Below are 23,604 nucleotides of genomic sequence, written 5' to 3' on the forward strand. Positions count from 1 at the left end.
TGCTCCTCCTGTAATTTATGAAAACTTCATCGAGTCGTTGATACTTTCTTCTTGGACTCAAAGAATTATTCTCTATCCAACTCTCCCAATTGTATTTGACGCAATTTCACTGATCTTGTCAAAGATCTTTAGCATTTGTGAGCATGAAGTGAAATTATTCTGTTTAGCAATCAGATCAGTCATTTCTTTACTCATATCCACATTTGACTCTTCAGTATACCCCTGATAAACCGTAAAAGTCAGTGCCGGTGCTGCCTGAAAACCGTTAGCTGCCTGATAAAACCCTTCGCCAACTGGCATCAGATCCTGTTCGTTTGCCACCGTCGCAATATTTATCCGGGCGACTTCCGCCCCATTTTGGATAATTGCACCATCTGCCTCCACATCAAAATCACTACCAGCCAATTGAATCGGCTGTCCGGCAGGATTTAAGACCTGGCCAACCCCTGGCAATACCAGAAAGCCCTGAGCATCCAACTCAAATTGACCATTGCGGGTCAGCACTTGACCAAAATTGGCATTTTGGATGACAAAAAAGCCCGGCCCCTGAATCGCCATGTCGACACTACGATCCGTTTTTACAAAGCCACCCTGTGTAAAATCGATGAACTGTTCGGCATTCACCGTAATATAAGCCCCAGGACCGATATCCGCCTGGGCAATATTCGGATCGGTACTCATCCGCGAGGCCATATACTCTGCAAAACTTGACTGTACTGTTATTTGATTTTTATATCCCGCAGTAATGACATTTGCGACGTTTTGTGACAATACATTAATAGCCCGTTGGCCGGACAACATCCCCGCTGCAGCTGAATAAGATCCTCTGTCCATTACAATACCTCCTAATTAATAATTCTTTAATTTAATAGTTTTTTAATCGATTTCTCATTTTTATCATCGCCTGAGAGTGAATCTGCGAAACCCGCGACTCAGTCACACCCAGCACCTCGGCGATTTCTTTGAGTTTTAAATTTTCATAATAATAAAGTGAGACTACCAGTCGTTCTTTTTCCTTCAGTTGGTCAATGGCTTCGCCCAGCTTCATTTTCAGTTCATCAAACAAGATGGTGGATTCCGGGGAGTCATCCGCTCGCTCTTCAGTAATCAGTGGAGAGACTTCCATCATTTTTTCATTGATGGCTTCTTCGTACGATAAAACAATGGAATTATGTCGCTGCTGCAAAATCTTCTGTAGGTTAGCCTCCGATATACCCATTTTGGTGGCAATTTCTGCTTCACTGGGTTCTCTTTCCAGAGCGGCATATAACTCACCGTAGGTTTCTTCCAGCACCTTTGAAAGACTCCGCTGGCTACGCGGTACCCAATCCTGCTTGCGCATAAAATCAATCACTGCGCCTCTAATTTTTAAGGTCGCAAAGGTTTCAAATTTATTCCCCATCTCCGGATCAAACTTTTCCACTGCATCAATCAGGACAATCATCCCCTGATTAACCATATCGTCCAGTTGTCCAAAATTGTTGTAACTACCCTTAAATCTTAACACAATTTTCTTAACCAGACCGCTATATTGCAGAACGATTTCGTTCCGGATCTCAGTCGTGCGCTGTTCTTTATAGAGTTGCCAAAGTGCCATCGTCTTCTCATCGACAATCTTTTCTGTCCCCGGTGTCTCCACTGACTGCTCAAGCACCTGATCAACTGACTGTTCTTCCGATACATTATCATTCAGTTCATTTTTTTTCCTGTATATTTCTGCAACATTCATTCTGACACTCCTTATTCTTAGAAGGCTTTGCTCTGATTAATTCTCCAACTTTATCATTCCGATCACCTGAATCTGAATATTAGTATCTATTTCATTAAAGGATAAGACGGTTAAGTCTGCCATAAATTGTTCAATTAATCGCTTAAAATAAATACGCACAATTGGGGATGTGAGAATAATCGAATGATCAATGATTTCTTTGAGTTTTTCAATTTGCTCGGTAACCTTTTCAACAATGGTTTGTACCACCTGCGGATCAATGGCCAGATACGTTCCATGCTCGTTCTTTTTAGCTGAACTCAGGATGATGTTTTCAATTTCCTGATCCAACGCAATAACCTTAATGCTATTGCCATCGGTGTATTTTCTGGTGATGGTTCGTTTGAGTTTCTGTCTGACGTATTCGGTGAGCATATCCGTATCCTTGATGCTGGTACCATGATCTCCCAGGGTTTCAAGGATACTTTCCATATCCCGGATGGGGATTCCTTCATTTAAGAGGTTAATCAGAATTTTCTGGAAATCAGAAATTGAAATAATATTGGGAATGACATCTTCGACAATGGCCGGGTTTGCTTTTGAGACGTTTTCCAGCAGGGTATTGATGTCCTGTCGACTCAACAATTCATGCATATGCTTCTTAATAACCTCAGACATATGCGTCACAATCACAGAAAGGGCATCAATAACCGTGTAACCGTAAACCTCAGCCAATTCTTTCTCATTTTCTGTGATCCATTTCCCCTTAATGCCATAGGCTGGCTCAATGGTTTCAATCCCATCAATGGGTTCGCTGGTATTGGTTGGATCTAGAGCCAGGTAATAGCCAACCAGAACTTCGCCCTTGGCAATTTCTTCGCCTTTAATCTTAATTATATACTGATTGGGGTTAATGAGTCCATTATCTCTTAATCGAACAGTGGGAATAACCACGCCCATGTCCATTGCAAATTGTTTTCTAAAAATAACGATCCGGTCGATAAAGTTACCTGAGCTGCCTTCATCCACCATCGGCAACAGGGAATAACCAAACTCCATTTCGATCGGTTCGACCCCGATGATATTATATACATTATCGATGTTCCGGTAAAAATCAACCTCACTGCTTTCTTCCTGAATCAGTTGGGTCATCTGTTCAACCTCATCCACTACCACTTTGACATTGGAGCGACGGATCAGTAATAAACCAAATCCACTGAGCATGACCGCTAACAACAGGATTTGAAATGCAGGTGCCCCGGGAATAAATGCCATCGCAGAAACGCCAATCCCGGCAATAACCAGTACCTGGGGCTGGGACAGAAATTGATTCTTGACATCCACATTCAGGTTGTTTTCTGAGGCAGCCCGGGTCACAATCATGGCTGTGGCCACGGAAATCATCAATCCCGGTACCTGAGAAACCAGACCGTCCCCTACAGTGGCAATCGTATAAACCGAAACCACTTCTTCCAGGGCCATTCCGCCCTGGATCATTCCGATTATCATCCCGCCGACGAGATTGATCACAGCAATGATCATCGAAGCGACTGCGTCGCCTTTAACCAGCTTGGTAGCCCCATCCATGGAACCATAAAATTCCGCTTCGGTTTGAATTTTCTGGCGCCGTTCTCGCGCTTCGGTATCGGTAATTGCTCCCGAACTCAGATCTGCATCAATAGACATCTGCTTTCCGGGCATCGCATCCAGGGTGAAACGGGCCGATACTTCAGAAATTCGTTCCGCTCCCTTGGTAATAACAATAAATTGGACGATGACGATAATAATAAAGACAACAAAACCAACAATGGCGTTACCACCCAATACAAATGAACCAAATGTTGCAATCACTGCTCCGGCTTGTCCGCCGTTTGAAAGGATCAGACGGGTTGAGGAAATGTTAAGGGCCAGCCGTAAAAGGGTGGTAATCAAAAGTAGTGATGGAAAGATCGAAAAGTCCAGCGGCCCCTTGATATACATGGTTGTTAACAGAATAATAAGGGAGATGGATATGTTTAAAATAAACATAAAATCCAAAATGAATGGCGGTAATGGTATTATAATAAGGGCGATTGTCAGAATTACAAAGACAACGACAAGGTTCTGAATGATTTTCATTTGACATTTTCCTTTTTACGAGTACTATAAACCCATGCCATTAATTCTGCTACGGCTTTGTAGAGTTCTGCCGGGATGTACGCATTAATCTCCACAGATTCATACAGACTGCGGGCCAAGCCCTTATTTTCTTTTACCAATACCTTATTTTCCTCAGCAACTTTAACAATCCTCAGGGCAATATGGTCTTTCCCTTTTGCCAACACCAGCGGGGCCACATCCTGATCGGCATCGTATTTTAAAGCCACTGCATAATGAGTTGGGTTTCTGACAATGACATCGGCCTGCGGAACCATCTGCATCATCCGACTCATGCTCATTTCACGTTGTTTTTGCCGGATCTTCCCTTTAATTTCGGGATTTCCTTCCGTCTGCTTGTATTCGTCTTTGACTTCCTGCTTTGTCATTTTGAGTTTCTTTTCATAGTCGTAGCGTTGATAGGCATAATCCAGAATGGCCACTACCGCAAAAATCATACAGACGGTCTGAACCATGGACATGGTCTGATCCATCATAAACATCACATTTTCATCAATTTTAGTGATCAGCATATCCGGTGTCATCGGAATCATGGCCATAATAGTTGTATAAATAATGGCGATGATCAATGCTACTTTGGCCAGTGATTTAAGCAGCTCCACCAATGATCGCAGTGAAAACATCCGCTTGATTCCTGATAGTGGATTAATTCGGTTGAATTTGGGTTTAAGGGCATCTCCAGTTACCAGAAAACCGGTTTGAACCCCTGACATAATAACTGCAACAAACATAATGACTACTGCCACCGGCAATACAGAAATAAAAAATACCAGAGCCCCTTCCCGAAATAGCTGATTAACGCCGGACACGGTAAGGGTCTCCATAGTTGTCATTTTCTTCATTTGGGCAGTATAGAAATTTTTGATCTGTAGATAAATAAAAGGCACCAGCTGGTTTAAAATAAAAAATGCTACAAAAAGAAGTACCACAGAGACAACATCTTTACTTTGAAAGGTATTCCCTTTTTTCCGCTCGTCTTTTCTTTTTTTGGGGGTTGCTTTTTCGGTTTTTTCTGATCCTGCCATTCTTTTCTCCGATTTTTTACTGTGCTAAATGAAAAATGTCAGTACCTGAGTTATTTTTTCCATCATCAGCAAATTCATTTGGGTCATAAAATTAGCCAATGCCGGAATTAGCGTGAAGATAACAATCAAACCAATGATCACTTTAATTTGGATATTGATAACAAATACATTAATGTTCGGTACCAGTCGCATCAGGATCCCTACTGCAAATTCAGATACGATTTCAGTGACAATAATTGGGATTGCGACCTGGACGGCATAGATAAAGATATAATACATCAGTTCGATAAAATAAACAGCCACCTTATCACTGATCTGTCCAAACCCCAGCGGGATAACCTGAAATGATTGAATCACTACGGTAAAGAGGGCCAGATGCGCATTCGAAATAAAAAAGATCAGAACATACATGGCAGTCAGTAGGTTTCCGGTCACTGAAATATTGGCCTTGGTGGCCGGGTCATACATCGATGCCATACTCAAGCCCATTTGCATGTCAATCACTTCTCCACCCAGTTGAAAAACCGAAAGGAAAAGGGTCATAATAAAACCAATCACAATGCCGATGATAAAACCCTGAAGCATCGCTCCGATAAACTCAATCGCACTGTAATTAATTACCTGGGTTGTTCCAAGTTCAAAGACAGCAAACATTGCAATGGCCAGAGATAAGCCAACTTTCACAATGCTGGGGATGCTATTTCGGCCAAATATAGGATTAAAAAAAATCACCCCGGCTGTTCGGCAACTCGCAAGTAAAAAAATCAAATACTGGTTCATATCAAATGTCACATCGATCACCCATATTTATCTGTTAGATCTTGGTGGCAATCAGCTCGAAAATCCGAAAGATCAGATCCATCATCTGTTGAAGCATCCACCCACCGGCAATAATCATCATCAGTGCAGTGATGATCAGTTTGGGAACAAATGTCATCGTCTGTTCATTGATGGATGTCGCTGCCTGAATAATTGAAATAATCAAACCCACCAGCATGCTAATTAGCAGAATGGGACCAGCTACCTTCATCCCGGTAAAGATTGCATCTCTAAAGATACCAATTAAATCGCCTGTACTCATTTGCTGCTCCCTTCTTAATTATAGGTCATAATCAGGGTTTTAACGAGTAACCCCCATCCATCCACCACCACAAAGAGCATCAGTTTAAATGGTAGAGAAATCATAACCGGCGGCAGCATCATCATCCCCATGGACATAAGCACACTTGAAACAATCATGTCAATGATCAAAAATGGGATAAACAGCAAAAACCCAATTAAAAAGGCCCGCTTTAATTCACTGATGATAAAGGCGGGAATAACTACGGTCATCGGCAACTCCGCTGGCTGTACGTTTTCAATACCGGTTTGGCCTGCCTGAATTGCCAGATTTTTAAACAAATCCACATCCGTGGTGGTGGTTTGCATCAGCATCCATTCTTTTATCGGCACCACTGCCGAATCCAGAAACTGCTGGGTATTAATTGTACCGGCGTTGTAGGGTTGCAGAGCCACCTCGTTGATCTCAGTTAAAACCGGTGACATCACAAAAAAAGTAATAGCCAGAGCCAGACCCACCAGAATCTGATTAGGCGGGGTTTGTTGCAACCCCAGGGCGCTTCGTAAAAACGACAGGACAATGATAATTCTGCCAAAACATGTCATCATTAAGAGTAGTGTCGGCACAATCGCAAGGAGGGTCATCAGAACGATAATCTTTACCGTATCCGAGCTTTCCCCTGCCAACAAACCTTCCACCGACAACTCGGCACCATGGGCTTTTACCGCAGTCAGAGAAAACAAAATGACAATGACCGTCAGGCTAATCAGTATTTTTTTTAAACGCGCACTTCTAATTTTTGATGTCTCAATTATATCATTCATTCTGTTTTTCCTTTTGAGAAAATGATTTTACCATACTCAAAAAGCTCTCTTTAGATATTTCCTGCTTTTTTTGATACGAAATGGGCTCATCCAATTGTGACAAAATTTGAATGTTATGTTCAGTGACGCCAACCAGATACTGAACCCCCTGAATGTCAACGATAATAATTGAACCGTTTTTCCCGACAATTAATCGTTCGATGACTTTCATATGATGTTCACCAGATAATGATCCCGGCCGTTTGATGAACCGTTCAATATACCATCTGCTTCCATAATAGGTTAAAACAATGACCCCGATGGTTCCCAGTAGTGCTAGAATTATTGAAAATACATCACTCGAACCCAATTTGAACCTTCTCTCTTTTATTTGCCAAGGGCACTATTAACGGTTTGAAGGAGACGATCTGCTTTAAAGGGTTTTACGATAAAATCCAATGCACCATTTTTAATGGCTTCGACTACCATCCCTTCCTGGCCCATGGCTGAACACATAATAACCTTGGATTGAGGCTCAAATCCTTTGATTGCCTGGAGTGCCTGGATTCCATCCATCACTGGCATCGTAATATCCAGAAGCACTAAATCCGGTCGATTTTCTTTGTATTCTGCTAACGCAATCTCGCCATTTTCAGCTTCGATAAAATCGGTATAACCACCCTTTTTCAAACTATCCTTGATCATCATCCGCATAAAAGCCGCATCATCTACAATTAAAATTTTACTCATTTTCTTCTCCTTTTAATTCATGCTTTAAATTTGTTATCTATACTAATTTCTGCTATTTTTGTTGTTCAGAATTGTCTCTGACTTTTATTATTTCGGTAATTTTTACGCTATAGTTATCATCAACAACGACCACATCACCCCGGGCAATAAGTCGTCCGTTGGCAATGACATCCACCTGGTCACCTGCCTGACGATCCAGCTCAACAATATTGCCTAGAGTCAACTCGGCGATATCTTTTATTTTTTTTCTGGTTCGACCCAATTCCACCGTAATCTGGATTGGCACAGACATCAGTAAATCCAAATTATCACCTGGGATATTCATTGGTTGCTCTTCTCCCAGTTTTCGATATTCATAGGGATTGACCTGAACCGGTTGTTGGGGTGGAGCATAAGCCGCTGGTGGCGGATCATTTCGAACCACCCGAGCTGGTTCTGGTGGTGGCGGCGCCTGGGAAGGTGGCTGGTAGGCCGCTTCCGGTTGTACCGGTGGAGCCTGTTGTACCGGCGGTGGCGGTGGGGGTGGGGCAACTTCTTCCTCATCATCCATGCCGCTGGCACCCATTGACATGGTTACAATTTCCCGGGCCAGAGCCGGTTCCATTGCACTGATAAATTCACTTTCAACCAAGCCTTCAATGCTTAGATTAAATTTAATACTGACCAGATTATCGCCCTTCAAGGAAAACAAATCACGAATACTGGCTTTACTGGTGGTATCCAGCAAGATTGGCGGTGAGATATTGACAACTTTCCCGAGAAACGAAGCCAATGCGCCCGCTGCTGCTCCCATCATCTGGTTCATGATTTCACCAATGGCACTTTTACTGATTTCATCGAACTCAATATCATCACTGGTGTCCATATCAAACAACTGGGACAGTATTTTTTTCATGTCCGACTCTTGTAACAGTAGGACATTAGCCCCTTCGATTCCCTCTACATAGTTAATCAAAACCCCGATTACTGGCTCAAGGTAAGCGAACTCAAACGCTTCAACTCCGATTGTTTCAATTCTTGGCGTCGTGATATTAACCTTGGTATTTAAAATGGTTGACATTGCGGTGGCGGCTGTACCCATACTAATGTTCATAACCTCGCCGATAACATCAACTTCCATTCCGGATAGCTTATCTGGATTTTCTACTGCTTCTGTCATATGAATAGTTCACTTCCCCTCTCGTTAAGCTCTTTTATCTGAATCGCTCTTTTTTTCTTATAATCACCCATTTCCCCCCTAAACCAGACCTCATCATTGACAACAATATCAACCATCGAATTTGCCGGTTTATTCAGCTTGATGATATCTCCGACTTCCAGCTCATAAATATCTTGGGAGAGTACCTCGGTGTCACCTAAAACACCTTTTATTTCCAACTCTGTCTTTCTGATTTCATTGATAATATTTAAACGTCTCTTTTCCTCTGCCTGTTGATCCCCTCTTTTGATATTCTTCTTGGTTTGAGACATTTTCTTTTTAAAGAGCATATCCAGGGTTGACGCCGGAATACAGATATTAATTTTACCTTGAGTTTCATTTACTTTGATACTCATAACAATAATGACGACATTTTCATCAGCCCCGATTCCCTGGAGAATCCGGGAATTGGTTTCAATTTTTATTAATCGAGGGGATATTTCCAGATAATCAAACCAGACATTTTTCATCAGGTTGATCATCCCTCTGAAGAAATATTCCATAACCCCAATTTCAATTTCAGTAAACTCTCGATCTTCTTTCAAGGGCTTTCCTGAGCCGCCCAATAATCGGTCAAAACTGCAAAAACCAACGTCTTTGGAAAGATCCATAATGACCAGATCTTCTTCATCTTCGCTGTCTTTAATATCAAAGTCAATCAGACCCATTAAAACCGAATCGGGGAGGGCATTATTAAACTCGTAATACTGCTGTTCTTCCACCTCGATTATTTCTACCAAACTGTAAGTCTGCAGAATTCCTGTTATATGAGAAGACACCAGCCGGGCATAATTTTCATAAATACTGAATAAATGCTTAAGTTGCTCTCTGGTAAAAAGCTTTGGTCTTCTAAAATCGTAATCTTTAACCTTCTTACCAGCCACCGGACTTGGCGCTTCAGGCTCGTCCTTACCACTGATCAGGCTGCTTAAAAGGCTATCAATTTGACTTTGCGAAAGAATTTCTGCCATTTTATTTCTCCTAAGTGTTTGTCTCTAATTCTATTGTGCAACTGTATCTGTTCCTGTCGCAATGTCGCTGAAAAAATCTTCATTTTCGGAAATAATGATCTCAACCCGGCGATTTTTGGCACGGTTTTCTTCGGTATCATTGGGTGCGATGGGTCGATACTGCCCAAATCCCACTGACAATAATTTTGCCGGATCAGTAATATAGCCATTCTGTAAGAATCTTAGCACCTCATTGGCTCGGCTGCTGGATAAATCCCGATCATCGACTGGTGAATCTGCCTGCGCTGTATGACCATCAATCCGGATTGATTTGATAGTCGGCTCCACGGCCTTAAAGGCCTGGCCAATATCTGCTAAAACCTGCTGTCCACCGGCTTTAATACGGGAACTGTCTGGTTCAAAAAAGATTGATGACATAAACTTGATCGAAACTGCTTTTTCATATTTTTCGATACTGACGGCATCATCCAAACCATTTTCCTTGGTATACTGACTCAGGTATTGGTAAAGATCTTCCAAATCAACAATCTCTTCCACCGAAATATCCTCATTTGGCGATGTCGAACCATCTGACTCCGTCGCTGTTCCGGTCGTTTCATATACCGCTGCCGGATTAAATATTTCAACCAATTGCTTATACTTTGCTGCATCCAACGTTGACATCGAGAAAAGTAGAATAAAGAAGATTAAAATCAGGGTGATCATGTCTGCATAGGTATTCAGCCAGGCATCTTTGTTGACTCCCTTTTTGTTCTTATTACGCTTACCCATAATGTATACCCCTATTTTTAACTTTCAACAGCTTTTCCTTTTTTACCTTTGGATTTTCCACCTTTTGATGGTGCTTCACCACTTGCCTTTCTGATTTCGTCTTCCGTCAAAAAGTTCATTAATTTATCTCGAATGTATTTGGGATTCTCGCCTTCTTTTATGGCAACTACCCCCTCGATAATCAGTTCTTTTATCAGCAGATCTCGCTCTTGCGCAATTTCTAATTTATTGGATATGGGCATGAAGACACAGTTTGCCAGTACTGATCCATAAAAGGTCGTAATCAATGCGACCGACATATCTGAACCCAGGGTGCTGGCACCACCTTCAAAGCTCATGTTTTTTAGCATGTTTACCAAACCAATCAGGGTTCCGATCATCCCGAAGGCCGGCCCCAACGCAGCGCCCATATCATATATTTTTCGTTCGAGATCATTTCGTTCCGAGATATAATCGATTTTCTGATCAAACCAGGATCTCAATTTGTCCGGTTCAATTGCATCGACAATTCGCAGTACGCTTTCTTTTAGAAACTCATCCTGAATATCGGCAGCCTTCGCTTCCAGAGCCAACAATCCCTTACGTCTCGCCTCTTTGGAAAGTTCTGTCAGAGTATCCACATATTCCAGCGGGTCTTGTTTACTTTTAAAAAAAATCATTTTTAAATGCTTTGGGATATGTTTAAACGATTTGAACGGAAAGGAGGCGATTAACACGAAAAATGTTCCCCCGATGGTAATAAACATGCTTTGAGGATCAATAAAATTCATTATTGCCCCGATGTTAAAACCATTTGCGGAACTGAATGTCATCCCAAAAAACATCGTAAAGACGACTAGGACATAAGCAATGATTGTTGATATTTCCATAAATATATACTTCCTGTCAGAAATTTAGTGGCTAACGGCTGAAAATGTTGCGTTTATATGCAATTATCTTTGATAGCACCTGGGCAGAACTTTCGTTTACCACGTAGTGTTTGCCATTCGTGAGGCGAATGGTGGTATCTGGTTTTTCTTCAATAATTTCAATGATCTCACAATTAAGTAGAAATTTTTCATTCTTTTGTTTGTTTAATCTGGTTAATTCTATCATATTTCCACCTTAAAATATATTTTTTTATTTTCATAGTATAACCTAAACAGAAGTAATTTTCAACTTTTATACTAAGTAACAGCCAGATACCAAAAGGTGATCACCCCTTTGGTATCTGGCCAGGATAAAAAGCTCATCCCGAAGGAATTTTCTCCTTCGAGTGAGCTCTTCTTAATTATTTTTGCTATCGTTTCAGGTTAATCAATTCTTCCAGAATGGAGTCCGAAACAGTGATGATCCGGGAATTTGCCTGAAAACCACGTTGAGCAACAATCATGTCGGTAAATTCCTGAGATAAGTCAACATTTGACATTTCCAGATTGGCTGATTCGGTTCCTCCAGTGCCATTAGTTCCAGCTTTGGTCGCAACCGGAGTTCCGGAGTTGGCGGATTCCATATAGTAACCATTACCATCTTGCAGTAAACCATCGACATTGGCAAATTTTCCAATTGCCAGGTAGCCCAGGGTTACCGGTTTGTCACTACCAGCTTCGATTTTTCCGACTTGCGTATTTTCAATCGGATTTGTATCCAAATCCTGGACAATCGCATCAAAAGCAGTTGGGTCAACATTGAGCGTAACGGTACCACCGGTTGTACTGGTAAGGACAAGACTGCTGTCTGTGGTCGGATCAAATTCTATATCTGTCCCTTGTGGTGTTCTTAGGTATTCCGTTACACCACCTTGATTTTTAACCGTTGCAACGACTGAAGTATAACCATCCAAAGCGATCGTACCAATGTCCACACCGCTCTCTAAATCTGTTGCGGTCGATACTAGTTTTGTTGTGTCAATTTTAAGCCCTGGCAGATTTGCAAAAGTCAAAATTCCACTCGAAGATAAGGTTCCTGTCAGATCACCTGTTATCGGCGTCGTTCCGTCTTTAAGTGTGAGATTTGCTGGATCCAGTGTGTATACATCTCCCGTTTTCGTCAATGTTAATGTCCCTGCAACATCTGCGGTTGGCTCAATTGTAAGCGCAGCTACTTCAGTACTCGCAGCATCGATATTTACCATTTCGCCAACGGCCAGTTGAACATTACCGGTGTAATTTGAATCCGCTGGAAGGGTGATTCCAGTTAACCATGCATTGCCCGTTGCTTTTGTAAATTCCGGATCGCCAGCTTTGATCCCAGTAATCTCGCCCGATTTACCAATAGTAATGCCGGTATATTTTTCTAATTCTGCTGGTGGAACATTAATTGCCTGAAGGCCATCAATTGCCAGGGTACCATCGGCATCGAGTACAGGATTGTTATCTGCGTCCAGAGGTATCCCCATGACCTTGCTACCAGCACCATCGGTTAGATTTCCTGAGGCATCGAATTTCAAATTCCCAACCCGAGTGTAGCGATTGCTGCCAGCCTCCGGCTGTACAACCAAGTAACCTTCACCGGCGATGTAGACATCCAGGGCTCGACCGGTGCTGGCTCCGGAAGAAATAGTATTGAGCATATCAATACTGGCAACCTTGGCACCATAACCCAACTGGCTGGCATTGGTACCACCAGTCAAGTTGGTTGCTTCAGTCGCGGTTGATAAATTCTGATAAAGCACATCACTAAAGACCACGCGACTGGCTTTAAAGCCGTAGGTATTAACATTGGCAATATTGTTACCAATTACATTTAATTTGGTCTGGTGGGCTGCCATCCCGGAAATTCCTGAGTATAAAGATCTGATCATTTTTGATTCCTTTCTGTGCCGTTCGAAGCTTATCTATCGGTCAAAGCTTCCAGTTTCCTCATCGAGGTCCAACTATATAAACACGGCACCATCAATATCATTGAATAGTTTGTTTTTCATTTCATTTTTGTCCATTACGGTAATAACACGTTTATCAGCTGCATTGACGATAAATGCCGAATTATCCATCATAATTAATGCATTGCCAATCCCTTTTTCCTGAGCTTTGTCACAGGCATTTCCCAACTTTTCCAAATCACTGTCAGACACTTCAATATTCCGCTGTTCTTTTCTGATACTGGCGTGCTTTGTAAATGTGACACTGTTTTTTATTTGTTGATCGAGAAGCTCCCGAAAGCTGTTTTCGCTTTTTTCCGGATTCGTGACTTTAGAGGTCTGATTCGTGGGATTGGTTATTTTTTCGGTTTGTCGAATAATGGCATCATTTAACCGATAAAAATTTCCATTTATACTGTCTGCCATTTGATCACCTCTTTTTAAACACTAAATGTCAATTATTCTGACTTTGCCTGCCCAACTTCCATAATGCTGCTCATCGGGTAAGAGACACCGTTCACAATCACCTGAGCGTCGCCATTATATAAATTTACACCTTCTACTGTCCCGGCAACAACGTGAAGCGAACCATCTGAAGCATTTTCTGCCAACGTAATCTCTTTTCCAATTAAGCTCATGGAATAAGCCGTTTTGGTCATTTCGTTCAGTTCCGTTAAAGCCTGTACCATCGAAAATTGGGCCATCTGAGTCGTATATTGCGAGGTATCTGCGGTATTGTTCATATCCTGATTTTTAAGCTGAGCCACCATCAGCTTGAGAAAATCATCCATATCCAACGATGTGCCAGTCTTCTTTGTCGAAGTAGCCGTTGTTGTTGATGTCGTTGCTGCGGTACTTAAGTAATTATTAATATTATCAATCGCCATTTTATCTTCCTCCTTAAATCAAGTAATTAATGCGATGGTTCGTATAGTTCTGGAGATTCTGAGGAATCAATACCGATTCATCTTCGTCACCATTTGTTGTGATGCTGTTCATCACCCCGCTGTTTTTAATAAAACGTTCTCTTAATAGAGCTTGATTTTGATTTTGATTGGGGTCGGAACCATTGTTCATCATAAATGTTGCATCCTGACTATCGCTGCTTTGTTCTACCGGGGTATTTAAATGCACCGTTTCCACTTGTACATTCTGAAGCGCCAAGCCCTTCACCAATTGATTAATTTGGTTTCCCAATAGTTTTTGGGTTTCCTGGCTGACAGCCAAAATATCGATGACCAGTTTTCCCTGATCGTAGCTCAATTTGACATCGATATCACCTAAATTTTCTGGTGACAGGGTTAGTTGAAACACCATTGGCTTGTTGGGTTCGAAATTTTGAAGAATCTTTTGCTGAACCTGCTGCGCGACCTCTGTTTTGTTCGTAGCTTGAACGTCTGCGCTTTTATTTGCATTAACAGCGGCCATATCAATTTCCTGAACACCATTTTCACCCAAACTCTGTTTTTCTGTTTGATTGATCTTGTTCGTTTGAACGTCAGTTAATTCAAATTGGTCAGCCTCAGAATCTTCCGTTAAAACAGGTTTATTTGCTCCATCAACCGCAACTTCAGATTTGTTTTCCAGCGGTTGGCTTTGAGAAACGGTCTGTGAATCGGAACCATCGACGCTGACTGACTGGCTAACCAATTCCTGATTCGGGTTACGTCTGTTGGTTGTTACATCAATTGAATCCAACTCAGACCCAACCGTTTTTTGCAGCTCCGCTTCGCTTTTCGTTTCGAAAACAGTTCCATCATTCAAACTTTCACTGTTTTGCTCCAACACCGGTGTTTCATCTTCCCCGATTTTTTCAAACGGCAACATACCTTCTTTTGCAGATGTCATTAATGGTTCACTACTCTCAGTTGTCACGATGAGTAGTTGTCCTTGTTCATCCATCGTCTGTGACTCTTCAGTCCCTTCGATACCTAATTTCAGGTTGAGCCGAGTTAGCGCTGTTTCGATACCTCCCTGAAAACTTTGCATAGCCATTAACTGTGCAGAATCCATTGTTGTAGAAGAACGTGTTTCCGATTCTTCGTCATTTTTTTGGTCCACTATCTTTGGTTCTTCAATTTGATCATCAGCAGTCGTGACTTCAACATCTTTTAACGATGTTTGATCACTTTGCCGTCGATTGTTTTCCGCAATCGATTTGGCTTCCCGCTGATTCTTTCGAACCTTCTCCAAATGATAATCCACATGACTGATCGTCTGTTTTGACTGATCCAGCAAATCTTTGAATTGGGCACTTTTTTCATGTCCGCTTGACTGACTGGTGGACGGATTTTCTACTTGTGCACTCAGCCCTCTCAATCCCGTCATTGTCGACCTTCCTGTCGCTTGAAACTCTAAATTCATTGCCTACCTCCCTTCGTAAACTTGATTATTACCGATACACAATCGCACCGTTAACATGATCGAACAATTAAAATTGTTCATTTATTATAACAGCCAAAACAGCTGAGATAATCATAATTCTATACTATACTATATAAGCGAAAACGACCACTGTAAACATCTAAATCGCAAATTAAATTGGACTTTAAGAAAACTCCTATTTTAAATGACAATTATTCCCGTTAAAAGAATCTTTCCTGAAAAACAAACCGGTCATTATTAAATAACCGTCTCGGAAAACCCTGCAACTCAATTTATGGTTAATTTCTGACAAAAAAAAGCAGCGACAACACCGCTGCTCATTGTGGTTATAACCATCTTAATTGCAACTGGCTGTCATGTACTACTGTATTTAGACCCTGTAGTTTTGCGTCCTTACTTTTCAATAAGTATGCCAATATTACGTTGTTATAATGTTACGATATATTCCTCTTGTTGTCAATGAAAACATTACTTTCCTTAAGATAAATTTCTTGTAAATACCTCTATTTAGCTGTATTTACCTGCGTTACAACATACCGTATTGGTTGTATTTATTGATGACTATCTTCCATCTCATTGTCATATTCATCTTTGTCAATCAACCCCTGATGCAGTTTTAAACCCAAAATGCCCTGGGCAATGTTCGAGGCATGATCACCAACCCGTTCAATATTGGTCAACAAATCCAGAAAAATGACTCCGGCATAAGGGTTACAGACTCCCTCGTTAAGGCGTCGGATGTGGTCATCCTTTAATCTTTCTGTCATTTCATCAATTTCTTCTTCTTCGTCAAGGATTTTATAACATAATCTTGATTCTTCTGTTTCCATTAATTCTACCATATCTCTGAGGGTGTTGGAAGTCAAACTGATTAAATTTAACACTTCCTGATTGGCAATATCACTAAAGACGATTTTGTTAGTCGCTCGCATCTCAGCCAATTCCCCGATATTCATGGCATGATCGCCAATTCGTTCCAGATCATGGCTCCCTTTCATAACAAAGGCAAGACGATCATTTTCTTCTTCTGACATATTTTCGTTTGACAACTTAACCGAGTATTCCACGATGCCTTGCTGAAATTCATCAATGCGTTCTTCCCGCTTAATGATTTCTTCAACCAGCTTTTCATTCCCATCCATGATGGATTCACAGGCGATTTTAAAATTCTTAAAACTCATTTCGGCCAAACGATTTGTTTCTTTGACAACCTGACCTAAAGCAATCGAAGGATTATTAAGCAATCGATCATCCAGCTGCAATCCTTTTTCTTCTTCTTTCTCCGGATAAACCCGATCCAGAAAGGTTACAAAATAACCAATCAAAGGAAACAACACAATGGTGTTGGCAACATTAAAGAAGGTATGCGCCATGGCAATCTGTCTTGCCACATTGGGAACCGCCTCACCACTGCTACTGATAAACACACCAGAAATACTGACAATAAATTCGTAAATAGGATTAATTGCCATAATGCTGTCCATTCCCACCAACAGGATCATCACCCAGACGGCTCCAAATACATTAACAAACAGATGAATAAAGGCCGCTTTCTTTGCTGCTGTGGAGGTACCAATACAAGAAATCAGAGCAGTCACACAGGTTCCAATATTGGTACCTATTAAAATAGGAATACAGATTTGAATCGCACCAGTTCCGCCAATACTGGCAAATACCCCTGACAGAGCCAGTGCCTGAAGCAAACCGATAGAGGCGCTACTACTTTGGATGATACCGGTGATCAGGGCTCCGATCAAAACTCCCAGTAGCGGATTTTTTCCATAGGTTGATAACAGATAAATGAAATCCTCACTATCCCGGAGTGGTTCCATCGCTGTTGACATCGCAGCAATGCCAAAAAATAAGATTCCAAAACCAAGCATGATACTGCCCCAATCGCGATTTTTTTTGCGGGTACTGAAAAGCGTTATCAGAGCACCAAAGCCGATAAAAACTGGCGCGAGTTCCGTTACATTAAAAGCAATTAACTGAGCAGTGACCGTTGTTCCAATATTGGCGCCAAGAATAACCCCAGCCGCCTGAGTAAGTGTCATCAGCGCAGCATTAACAAAACCCACCACCATCACAGTGGTGGTGCTGGAACTCTGAACAATCATTGTGACAACGGTTCCCACGAGGATTGCTTTGACCTTATTATTAGTCAAAACTTCCAATAGTTTTTTCATTTTTGTTCCAGCCACCGTCTTTAAGCCTTCGCTCATCATGTGCATCCCAAAAACAAATAACCCTAAACCTCCGAAAAGGCCAATCAGCATTTCTAACGTCATTATTTCCTCCAAAATAAACATTGATTAAGGCAACATTTGTTCCAAATTAATAAACATAATGAAAGACCAGGTTATAACAACCTAATCTTTTAATGTTAACCAAGATAACTATATTCTTTTGTTTTACATTACCTTTTTGAATTTAACATAATTTTAACATTAACCAATCGGTAAGAGAACCTTTTTTTTAATTTTTAACTTGCTTTTTTATTATCTTTTCATTATTATCGTTATCCTCGTTAACGATAATTCACAAATCCGCCTTGGTATTAATTTAAGAAATAAAATCAAAGTTCGTCTAAATATCAAAAGTTTGGGTTGACATCCGCGCTTGTATTTGATATTCTTCATTTTAGTTTACAAATAAATAACAAAAGCGTTGAGAAAAGAATAACTCAGTGAGTCAATGGTTTAAAGCGAACAGATGCTGGTGAAAGATCTGTAATCAAACTCTATGAATGGCACTTTTTGAGTTGCCGCCATTAAATCCTTAAGTGATTTAACTGGTGTTGCCGTGAAATTCGTTAAATTTTTAAGGTGGTTTGTCATTACCGGCAGACAACTTGGGTGGAACCGCGGTTATACCGTCCCTTGTTTTTTAACAAGGGACGGTTTTTTTTATTAAACCAAATACTATTTAAATAATGTTAATCAGGAGGAAAAAAATGTCAGAATTTACCATGGCTGAAATTGTCAGTCTTGCCAAAATGAGGGGAATTATCTTCCCCGGTTCAGAAATTTATGATGGTCTTGCCAACAGTTGGGATTATGGCCCACTGGGTGTTGAAATGAAAAATAACGTTAAAAAAGCCTGGTGGAAAAAATTTGTTCAGGAATCTCCTTATAATGTTGGTCTAGATGCTGCCATCCTGATGAACCCCAAAACCTGGGTCGCATCTGGACATGTAGGAGGCTTCAATGATCCGTTGATGGATTGCAAAGCTTGTCAATCCCGTTTTCGTGCCGATAAGCTTATTGCTGACTACTATTTTGAAAAAGGCGAAGATGTCATTGTTGATGCCTGGTCCAACGACGAAATGAAGACTTTTATCGAAGAACATAATATTGTCTGTCCGGAATGCGGAAAAATGGATTACACGGATATCCGTCAGTTCAATCTCATGTTTAAAACCTTTCAGGGGGTTAATGAAGATACCGCCAGCGAAATCTTTCTGCGACCGGAAACAGCCCAGGGTATTTTTGTCAATTTTAAAAATGTTCAGCGAACAACCCGCAAAAAAGTACCGTTTGGAATCGCCCAAGTTGGCAAGTCCTTCCGAAATGAAATTACACCAGGTAACTTTATTTTTAGAACCCGAGAATTTGAACAAATGGAACTGGAATTTTTCTGTGCACCCGGCACTGATCTGGAATGGTTTGATTATTGGAAAGCGTTCTGTAAGAAATGGCTGTTTGATCTTGGGATGAAAGATGAAAACATCCGCTTCCGGGACCACGAGAAAGAAGAGCTTTCCCATTACAGTAATGCCACCACTGATGTGGAATTCCGCTTCCCGTTTGGTTGGGGTGAGCTTTGGGGCATTGCCGACCGAACCGATTTTGATTTAACCCAGCACCAGAATCACTCGGGAAAAGACATGAAGTACACCGATCCGGTTACCAATGAAAAATATATCCCCTATTGCATTGAGCCCTCATTGGGAGCTGACCGGGTTTTTCTGGCCTTCTTATGCAATGCTATGGAAAAAGAAACCATCACCAGCGGTGACAAAACCGAAGAACGGAACGTCATGCGGATACATCCCTTCCTGTCGGCCTACAAAGCTGCTGTCTTACCACTTTCTAAAAAATTAAGCGATAAAGCCCTGGAAATCTCCACCCTGCTGTCAAAGCACTTTATGATTGAATACGACGAAGCTGGCAGCATTGGCAAGCGTTACCGTCGTCAGGACGAAATCGGTACACCTTTCTGTGTAACCGTCGATTTTGATACCCTGGACGATGAATGCGTTACCCTCCGGGACCGCGACACCATGGATCAGGTTCGCATCCCCATCGCTGAAGTAGTCGATTATATTACAAAGCGGATTGATTTTTAACCAACCTTTATGTCTCAAAAAAATGATCCCTGTTCGAAGGTTTTCGAACAGGGATCATTTTTGAGTGATAAATTAAAATTAAGCTTCTTTAATTGCCAATACGTCTTGTGGACATGCTTCAACACAGATACCGCAGGCGATACATTTTGATGGGACATCCCGATCTTCTGATTTAACCAGTACGCCAAATGGACATGCTTCAACACATTTTCCACAGTTTACACATAATTTTTTACTGATCATGTATACACCTTTGGCATTTTGAGTGATGGCACCAGCTTCACATGCTTTTGCACATTTACCACATTGAACACATACCAACGTTTTTGGGCTACCATCTTCTTTTTCGGTGATGCGAATACAAGCCAATTCTGAAACTGGTTCTTTGTAGAATGCGTTTGCACATGCTAATTCACAACCTAAACATTTGACACATGCTGACTGATCTGCTACGACTACTTTTTTCATTGTTACTCCTCCTTAAGGACAATTTGATCGTTTGATCAAATTGTTGTTTGAATTTTTTCAACTGATTTTCATTCTACTGATAAAGCCCGAAAATGTCAACCTAATCCGGAATTTTTATAGGTATTTATCGTGTTACTTTATTAATCTTCTTCCCACTGATAAAATATTACAGCTCTTTACCAGTACTCTTTCTAAATAAGGTTAATTTTTTATCAATTAATTCCCTGCAACAAAAAAAGCTCTCCCAATTGGAAAAGCTTCTTTCACTGATTATAAATGCTGTTTCAGTTTTTCAGCCTGGTCGTTGGTGATCAGGGCATTGACCATTTCATCAATGTCGCCGTCGAGGAACGCATCCAGTTGATAAACAGTCATATTGATGCGGTGATCGGATATCCGTCCCTGGGGAAAATTGTAAGTTCGAATCCGCTCACTACGGTCACCCGTGCCGACCTGGCTTTTCCGGTTTTCGGCAATTTCACTTTGCTGTTTCTGCTGTTCTATTTCATAAAGTCTGGCTTTTAAAATTTTCAGCGCTTTATCTTTATTTTTCAGTTGGGACTTTTCATCCTGACAGGTGACCACCATCCCCGTGGGAATATGCGTAATCCGAACCGCCGAGTCAGTGGTGTTGACACTTTGCCCACCATTTCCAGAAGAACGATAGACATCTACTCTCAAATCATTGGCGCCAATTTCAATTTCGACGTCTTCAGCCTCCGGCAACACTGCCACCGTAGCGGTTGAGGTATGAATTCGACCACCAGACTCGGTACTGGGAATCCGTTGTACCCGATGAACCCCACTTTCGTATTTCAGTCGACTGTATACCCCAGTCCCTTCAATGGCAAAAATGATTTCCTTGATTCCCCCGATGTCAGGAATGCTGGAACTCATGATCTCACTTTTCCAGCCTTGCCGCTCAGCATAACGGGTAAACATTCTAAAAAGATCTCCGGCAAACAGGGCTGCCTCACTGCCACCAGCTCCGGCCCGAATTTCTACAATAACGTTTTTATCATCATTGGCATCCTTAGGTAGTAGCAGAACTCTCAGTTCCTCTTCCAGCTCCACTTTCTTTTTAGACAGTTCGTCCAACTCTGCTTCAGCCATTTCTTTAAAGTCTTTTTCCAGTTGTTTATCAGACAGCATCTCTTTGGTATCGTCAATAGCTGTCAAGGTATCGGAAAACTGATTGTATTTTTGGATGATCGGTTCAATATGAGCGTGCTCCTTAACCAGTTTCTTCCACTGGTTCTGATCAGCAATCACTTCGGGATCGCTGATCTTTTCATTTAATTCAGCATACTTTTCTGCTAAAAAATCTAACTTATCTAACATGGTGCTCCTTAATTTTATTTAATTGAATTTTTATAATTTTAATTCCCATTGGCTTGTTTTCGTTTGACACTACTCAAATTGAAACGCTTCCTTCCATTCGTCGAAGAAAAAAACGGCCAAAGTTCCCGGACCAGAATGTGTCAAAACCGTCGAACCAAGGGGAACAATTTTAAATCGATCATTATTCAATCGCTTACCGGCCATTTTGACAAACAAATCGACTAATTCGGGATTATCAGCGTGACTGATGCCAATGGTTTGCCGATCCATCTGATCACCGTTTTCTTCCAAATAATCGACCATTTTTTTTATCAGCTTCTTTTCACCTCTGACCTTGTCAATTTGCTGCAATTCTCCGGCCTTACTGACTTCCAATAAGGGGTTGATGTTAAGCATATTCCCGATTATGGCGGTCCCCTTATTCAATCGGCCACCGCGATACAAATATTGGAGATCCGTCACCGTAAAAACATGTTTAACATGATCAACGTAATAATTAATCCGCAGCATCAGCTCGTCCATACTGCAATCTTCCGCTGCCGCTTTTGCCGCCCCGTAGACAATATGCCCCAGTCCATAGCAAACCGCCCTGGTATCAACGACATGAAAGACCGCCTCGGGATACTTTTCTTTTAGATCCCGTTCTGCCAACGCCGCTGCCTGGTAGGTGCCGGACAGCCCACTGGAAAAGGCCAGATAAATAAATGGCTGTTTTTCAGCAATTAACTCTTCAAATCGCTTATAAAAATCCCCATAGGGAATTTGAGATGTTTTAAAACGCACCCCTTTACGCATCTTGTCACAAACAATTTCAGGTGAAATATCAATCCCATCACGATAATTTGTTTCATCTTCGACCACATAAACTGGCATGATTTCAATGTCAAATTTTTGTTGATCGCTTTTAAGTATATCACAGGCAGAATCGGTTATGATTTTTATTCTCATCCTTTGTATCCTTTCCCACTTGATTTAAAAGCTTATTTTATCATAAAATTAGTCATTTATCAAAAACAATTCTTGGGCATACTCCCGGGGATCAGCAAAAAGAACCCGCCCCTTACTTTCGAGATAATCAATTAGCCGTTTACTCTCCAGATTAATAATCAACTCATCGGGAAAACCAACTGCATCCAAAACCTTATCGACATAGGGAAAATCACCAATATCTGAGGCAAAGTGGGTATCACTCCCAATAATAATTGGTATCTCCAATTCTTTACAGCGGTTGGCAATCCACTCGCAATTCGGCTTGGAACCCTTTCGGATAAAAAATGAGCCATTGTTTATTTCAATCAAGGTGTTATATTTTTTAGCATCCTGCAAGATCGCCTCGTAATCGAGTTCGTAGGTAGGATTGCCGAGATGGCAAATAAAGTCAACCTGGGGATTGGCAATGGCTCCCAATACCGCCCCGGTATTAATCGCTTTTGTTTGCGGTTTAAAAGTGGGTGTGTGAAGTGACGCAGAAATAATTTCCAGCGAGTCAATAAATGCCATCGGAATATCCGTGCTACCGTCCGCATCGATGATATTGCTTTCAATCCCTTTTAGCAACTGGACATTGTTTATTTTTCCAGGGATCACCCGGTAATTGGCAAAAAACAACGGCGTTGGCGCTCCGGGTAAATCTGGACCGTGTTCGGTTATGCAGATCATTTCCAGATTTTTTTGTGCGGCCGCATTAATTAATTCGGTGACGGTGTTATACGCATGCCCACAGGCAATCGTGTGGGTATGAGCATCTAAAACATACTTTCTCATTTTCATATCTCATTTC

General features: G+C 41.4%; 24 protein-coding genes and 1 riboswitch. Of the genes, 1 reads left to right on the top strand and 23 read right to left on the bottom strand.

What is annotated here, in order from left to right; genetic code table 11:
• Nucleotides 1-72: 72 nt before the first annotated feature.
• The 19 genes from Q7P33_RS01820 to Q7P33_RS01910 all read right to left on the bottom strand — a co-directional run bounded on the left by Q7P33_RS01820 (nucleotide 73) and on the right by Q7P33_RS01910 (nucleotide 17,955).
• A complete protein-coding gene (locus tag Q7P33_RS01820) occupies nucleotides 73-834 on the bottom strand; it encodes a flagellar hook-basal body protein (protein WP_303866904.1) in 762 nt (253 codons plus the stop codon).
• A gap of 31 nt (nucleotides 835-865) precedes the next feature.
• Nucleotides 866-1,729, bottom strand: coding sequence for a sigma-70 family RNA polymerase sigma factor (locus Q7P33_RS01825; RefSeq protein ID WP_303866907.1), 864 nt, complete (start codon nucleotides 1,727-1,729; stop codon nucleotides 866-868).
• A gap of 36 nt (nucleotides 1,730-1,765) precedes the next feature.
• Nucleotides 1,766-3,826, bottom strand: a complete 2,061-nt coding sequence (gene flhA / locus Q7P33_RS01830) for a flagellar biosynthesis protein FlhA (protein ID WP_303866908.1) — start codon at nucleotides 3,824-3,826, stop codon at nucleotides 1,766-1,768.
• Nucleotides 3,823-4,890, bottom strand: coding sequence for a flagellar biosynthesis protein FlhB (flhB, locus tag Q7P33_RS01835; protein ID WP_303866911.1), 1,068 nt, complete (start codon nucleotides 4,888-4,890; stop codon nucleotides 3,823-3,825). Before flhB ends, flhA begins: the two co-directional genes overlap by 4 nt.
• Before the next feature lie 24 nt (nucleotides 4,891-4,914).
• Nucleotides 4,915-5,670: a flagellar biosynthetic protein FliR gene (fliR, locus tag Q7P33_RS01840; RefSeq protein WP_303866914.1), complete on the bottom strand. Its 756-nt coding sequence runs from the start codon at nucleotides 5,668-5,670 to the stop codon at nucleotides 4,915-4,917.
• A gap of 34 nt (nucleotides 5,671-5,704) precedes the next feature.
• The gene (gene fliQ / locus Q7P33_RS01845; protein ID WP_303866915.1) at nucleotides 5,705-5,971 is read right to left on the bottom strand and encodes a flagellar biosynthesis protein FliQ; all 267 of its coding nucleotides are present in this window, start codon (nucleotides 5,969-5,971) and stop codon (nucleotides 5,705-5,707) included.
• A gap of 14 nt (nucleotides 5,972-5,985) precedes the next feature.
• Nucleotides 5,986-6,774: a flagellar type III secretion system pore protein FliP gene (gene fliP / locus Q7P33_RS01850; protein WP_303866918.1), complete on the bottom strand. Its 789-nt coding sequence runs from the start codon at nucleotides 6,772-6,774 to the stop codon at nucleotides 5,986-5,988.
• Nucleotides 6,767-7,123, bottom strand: coding sequence for a flagellar biosynthetic protein FliO (locus tag Q7P33_RS01855; RefSeq protein WP_303866921.1), 357 nt, complete (start codon nucleotides 7,121-7,123; stop codon nucleotides 6,767-6,769). The genes fliP and Q7P33_RS01855 overlap by 8 nt, the downstream gene beginning before the upstream one ends.
• A gap of 17 nt (nucleotides 7,124-7,140) precedes the next feature.
• The gene (locus Q7P33_RS01860; protein WP_070371898.1) at nucleotides 7,141-7,503 is read right to left on the bottom strand and encodes a response regulator; all 363 of its coding nucleotides are present in this window, start codon (nucleotides 7,501-7,503) and stop codon (nucleotides 7,141-7,143) included.
• Nucleotides 7,504-7,555: 52 nt separating this feature from the next.
• Nucleotides 7,556-8,662: a flagellar motor switch phosphatase FliY gene (gene fliY, locus Q7P33_RS01865; RefSeq protein ID WP_303866925.1), complete on the bottom strand. Its 1,107-nt coding sequence runs from the start codon at nucleotides 8,660-8,662 to the stop codon at nucleotides 7,556-7,558.
• Entirely contained in the window at nucleotides 8,659-9,672 is a 1,014-nt protein-coding gene (locus tag Q7P33_RS01870; RefSeq protein WP_303866928.1) for a flagellar motor switch protein FliM, read from the bottom strand. The genes fliY and Q7P33_RS01870 overlap by 4 nt, the downstream gene beginning before the upstream one ends.
• Nucleotides 9,673-9,702: 30 nt before the next feature.
• Nucleotides 9,703-10,443 (bottom strand): flagellar motor protein MotB, encoded by a 741-nt coding sequence (locus tag Q7P33_RS01875; RefSeq protein WP_303866931.1) that lies wholly within the window; start codon nucleotides 10,441-10,443, stop codon nucleotides 9,703-9,705.
• 17 nt (nucleotides 10,444-10,460) lie between these two features.
• On the bottom strand, nucleotides 10,461-11,312 hold the full coding sequence (locus Q7P33_RS01880) for a motility protein A (RefSeq protein ID WP_303866934.1): 852 nt from the start codon (nucleotides 11,310-11,312) through the stop codon (nucleotides 10,461-10,463).
• 31 nt (nucleotides 11,313-11,343) lie between these two features.
• The gene (locus tag Q7P33_RS01885; protein WP_148637465.1) at nucleotides 11,344-11,538 is read right to left on the bottom strand and encodes a flagellar FlbD family protein; all 195 of its coding nucleotides are present in this window, start codon (nucleotides 11,536-11,538) and stop codon (nucleotides 11,344-11,346) included.
• Between the two features lie 184 nt (nucleotides 11,539-11,722).
• A complete protein-coding gene (locus Q7P33_RS01890; protein ID WP_303866938.1) occupies nucleotides 11,723-13,225 on the bottom strand; it encodes a flagellar hook-basal body complex protein in 1,503 nt (500 codons plus the stop codon).
• A gap of 72 nt (nucleotides 13,226-13,297) precedes the next feature.
• Nucleotides 13,298-13,708 carry a TIGR02530 family flagellar biosynthesis protein gene (locus tag Q7P33_RS01895; protein ID WP_303866940.1) on the bottom strand — a complete coding sequence of 137 codons (411 nt, stop codon included), beginning with the start codon at nucleotides 13,706-13,708 and terminating at the stop codon, nucleotides 13,298-13,300.
• 32 nt (nucleotides 13,709-13,740) lie between these two features.
• A complete protein-coding gene (locus tag Q7P33_RS01900; protein WP_303866942.1) occupies nucleotides 13,741-14,169 on the bottom strand; it encodes a flagellar hook assembly protein FlgD in 429 nt (142 codons plus the stop codon).
• Nucleotides 14,170-14,182: 13 nt separating this feature from the next.
• The gene (locus tag Q7P33_RS01905) at nucleotides 14,183-15,646 is read right to left on the bottom strand and encodes a flagellar hook-length control protein FliK (RefSeq protein WP_303866945.1); all 1,464 of its coding nucleotides are present in this window, start codon (nucleotides 15,644-15,646) and stop codon (nucleotides 14,183-14,185) included.
• 360 nt (nucleotides 15,647-16,006) lie between these two features.
• A riboswitch (cyclic di-GMP riboswitch) is annotated at nucleotides 16,007-16,091 on the bottom strand.
• A 127-nt stretch (nucleotides 16,092-16,218) separates the two neighbouring features.
• Nucleotides 16,219-17,955, bottom strand: a complete 1,737-nt coding sequence (locus Q7P33_RS01910; protein ID WP_303866949.1) for a Na/Pi cotransporter family protein — start codon at nucleotides 17,953-17,955, stop codon at nucleotides 16,219-16,221.
• Between the two features lie 665 nt (nucleotides 17,956-18,620).
• On the opposite strand from Q7P33_RS01910, the gene Q7P33_RS01915 reads away from it, so the two are divergent.
• Nucleotides 18,621-20,015 (top strand): glycine--tRNA ligase, encoded by a 1,395-nt coding sequence (locus tag Q7P33_RS01915; RefSeq protein ID WP_070371889.1) that lies wholly within the window; start codon nucleotides 18,621-18,623, stop codon nucleotides 20,013-20,015.
• 78 nt (nucleotides 20,016-20,093) lie between these two features.
• On the opposite strand, the gene Q7P33_RS01920 is transcribed toward Q7P33_RS01915, so the two are convergent.
• The 4 genes from Q7P33_RS01920 to Q7P33_RS01935 all read right to left on the bottom strand — a co-directional run bounded on the left by Q7P33_RS01920 (nucleotide 20,094) and on the right by Q7P33_RS01935 (nucleotide 23,588).
• Nucleotides 20,094-20,483, bottom strand: a complete 390-nt coding sequence (locus Q7P33_RS01920; RefSeq protein ID WP_070371888.1) for a 4Fe-4S binding protein — start codon at nucleotides 20,481-20,483, stop codon at nucleotides 20,094-20,096.
• A gap of 270 nt (nucleotides 20,484-20,753) precedes the next feature.
• A complete protein-coding gene (gene prfA, locus Q7P33_RS01925) occupies nucleotides 20,754-21,824 on the bottom strand; it encodes a peptide chain release factor 1 (protein WP_303866951.1) in 1,071 nt (356 codons plus the stop codon).
• 69 nt (nucleotides 21,825-21,893) lie between these two features.
• Nucleotides 21,894-22,772 carry a DegV family protein gene (locus Q7P33_RS01930; RefSeq protein WP_303866954.1) on the bottom strand — a complete coding sequence of 293 codons (879 nt, stop codon included), beginning with the start codon at nucleotides 22,770-22,772 and terminating at the stop codon, nucleotides 21,894-21,896.
• Between the two features lie 48 nt (nucleotides 22,773-22,820).
• Complete coding sequence (locus Q7P33_RS01935) at nucleotides 22,821-23,588, bottom strand: phosphatase (protein WP_303866956.1); 768 nt, start codon at nucleotides 23,586-23,588, stop codon at nucleotides 22,821-22,823.
• Nucleotides 23,589-23,604: the final 16 nt, after the last annotated feature.

Origin of the sequence: Acetobacterium wieringae (assembly GCF_026646375.1) — a bacterium.
GTDB classification, from domain to species: Bacteria; Bacillota; Clostridia; order Eubacteriales; family Eubacteriaceae; genus Acetobacterium; species Acetobacterium wieringae_A.

Excerpts from the sequence above, each read along its gene's own strand:
- prfA (WP_303866951.1), bottom strand. The coding sequence starts at position 21,824 with ATGTTAGATAAGTTAGATTTTTTAGCAGAAAAGTATGCTGAATTAAAT.
- Q7P33_RS01920 (WP_070371888.1), bottom strand. The coding sequence starts at position 20,483 with ATGAAAAAAGTAGTCGTAGCAGATCAGTCAGCATGTGTCAAATGTTTA.
- Q7P33_RS01905 (WP_303866945.1), bottom strand. The coding sequence starts at position 15,646 with ATGAATTTAGAGTTTCAAGCGACAGGAAGGTCGACAATGACGGGATTG.
- Q7P33_RS01880 (WP_303866934.1), bottom strand. The coding sequence starts at position 11,312 with ATGGAAATATCAACAATCATTGCTTATGTCCTAGTCGTCTTTACGATG.
- Q7P33_RS01930 (WP_303866954.1), bottom strand. The coding sequence starts at position 22,772 with ATGAGAATAAAAATCATAACCGATTCTGCCTGTGATATACTTAAAAGC.
- fliP (WP_303866918.1), bottom strand. The coding sequence starts at position 6,774 with ATGAATGATATAATTGAGACATCAAAAATTAGAAGTGCGCGTTTAAAA.
- Q7P33_RS01910 (WP_303866949.1), bottom strand. The coding sequence starts at position 17,955 with ATGACGTTAGAAATGCTGATTGGCCTTTTCGGAGGTTTAGGGTTATTT.
- fliQ (WP_303866915.1), bottom strand. The coding sequence starts at position 5,971 with ATGAGTACAGGCGATTTAATTGGTATCTTTAGAGATGCAATCTTTACC.
- Q7P33_RS01885 (WP_148637465.1), bottom strand. The coding sequence starts at position 11,538 with ATGATAGAATTAACCAGATTAAACAAACAAAAGAATGAAAAATTTCTA.
- Q7P33_RS01875 (WP_303866931.1), bottom strand. The coding sequence starts at position 10,443 with ATGGGTAAGCGTAATAAGAACAAAAAGGGAGTCAACAAAGATGCCTGG.
- fliY (WP_303866925.1), bottom strand. The coding sequence starts at position 8,662 with ATGACAGAAGCAGTAGAAAATCCAGATAAGCTATCCGGAATGGAAGTT.
- Q7P33_RS01870 (WP_303866928.1), bottom strand. The coding sequence starts at position 9,672 with ATGGCAGAAATTCTTTCGCAAAGTCAAATTGATAGCCTTTTAAGCAGC.
- flhB (WP_303866911.1), bottom strand. The coding sequence starts at position 4,890 with ATGGCAGGATCAGAAAAAACCGAAAAAGCAACCCCCAAAAAAAGAAAA.
- flhA (WP_303866908.1), bottom strand. The coding sequence starts at position 3,826 with ATGAAAATCATTCAGAACCTTGTCGTTGTCTTTGTAATTCTGACAATC.
- Q7P33_RS01890 (WP_303866938.1), bottom strand. The coding sequence starts at position 13,225 with ATGATCAGATCTTTATACTCAGGAATTTCCGGGATGGCAGCCCACCAG.
- Q7P33_RS01915 (WP_070371889.1), top strand. The coding sequence starts at position 18,621 with ATGTCAGAATTTACCATGGCTGAAATTGTCAGTCTTGCCAAAATGAGG.
- Q7P33_RS01825 (WP_303866907.1), bottom strand. The coding sequence starts at position 1,729 with ATGAATGTTGCAGAAATATACAGGAAAAAAAATGAACTGAATGATAAT.
- Q7P33_RS01895 (WP_303866940.1), bottom strand. The coding sequence starts at position 13,708 with ATGGCAGACAGTATAAATGGAAATTTTTATCGGTTAAATGATGCCATT.
- Q7P33_RS01860 (WP_070371898.1), bottom strand. The coding sequence starts at position 7,503 with ATGAGTAAAATTTTAATTGTAGATGATGCGGCTTTTATGCGGATGATG.
- Q7P33_RS01820 (WP_303866904.1), bottom strand. The coding sequence starts at position 834 with ATGGACAGAGGATCTTATTCAGCTGCAGCGGGGATGTTGTCCGGCCAA.
- fliR (WP_303866914.1), bottom strand. The coding sequence starts at position 5,670 with ATGAACCAGTATTTGATTTTTTTACTTGCGAGTTGCCGAACAGCCGGG.
- Q7P33_RS01900 (WP_303866942.1), bottom strand. The coding sequence starts at position 14,169 with ATGGCGATTGATAATATTAATAATTACTTAAGTACCGCAGCAACGACA.
- Q7P33_RS01935 (WP_303866956.1), bottom strand. The coding sequence starts at position 23,588 with ATGAGAAAGTATGTTTTAGATGCTCATACCCACACGATTGCCTGTGGG.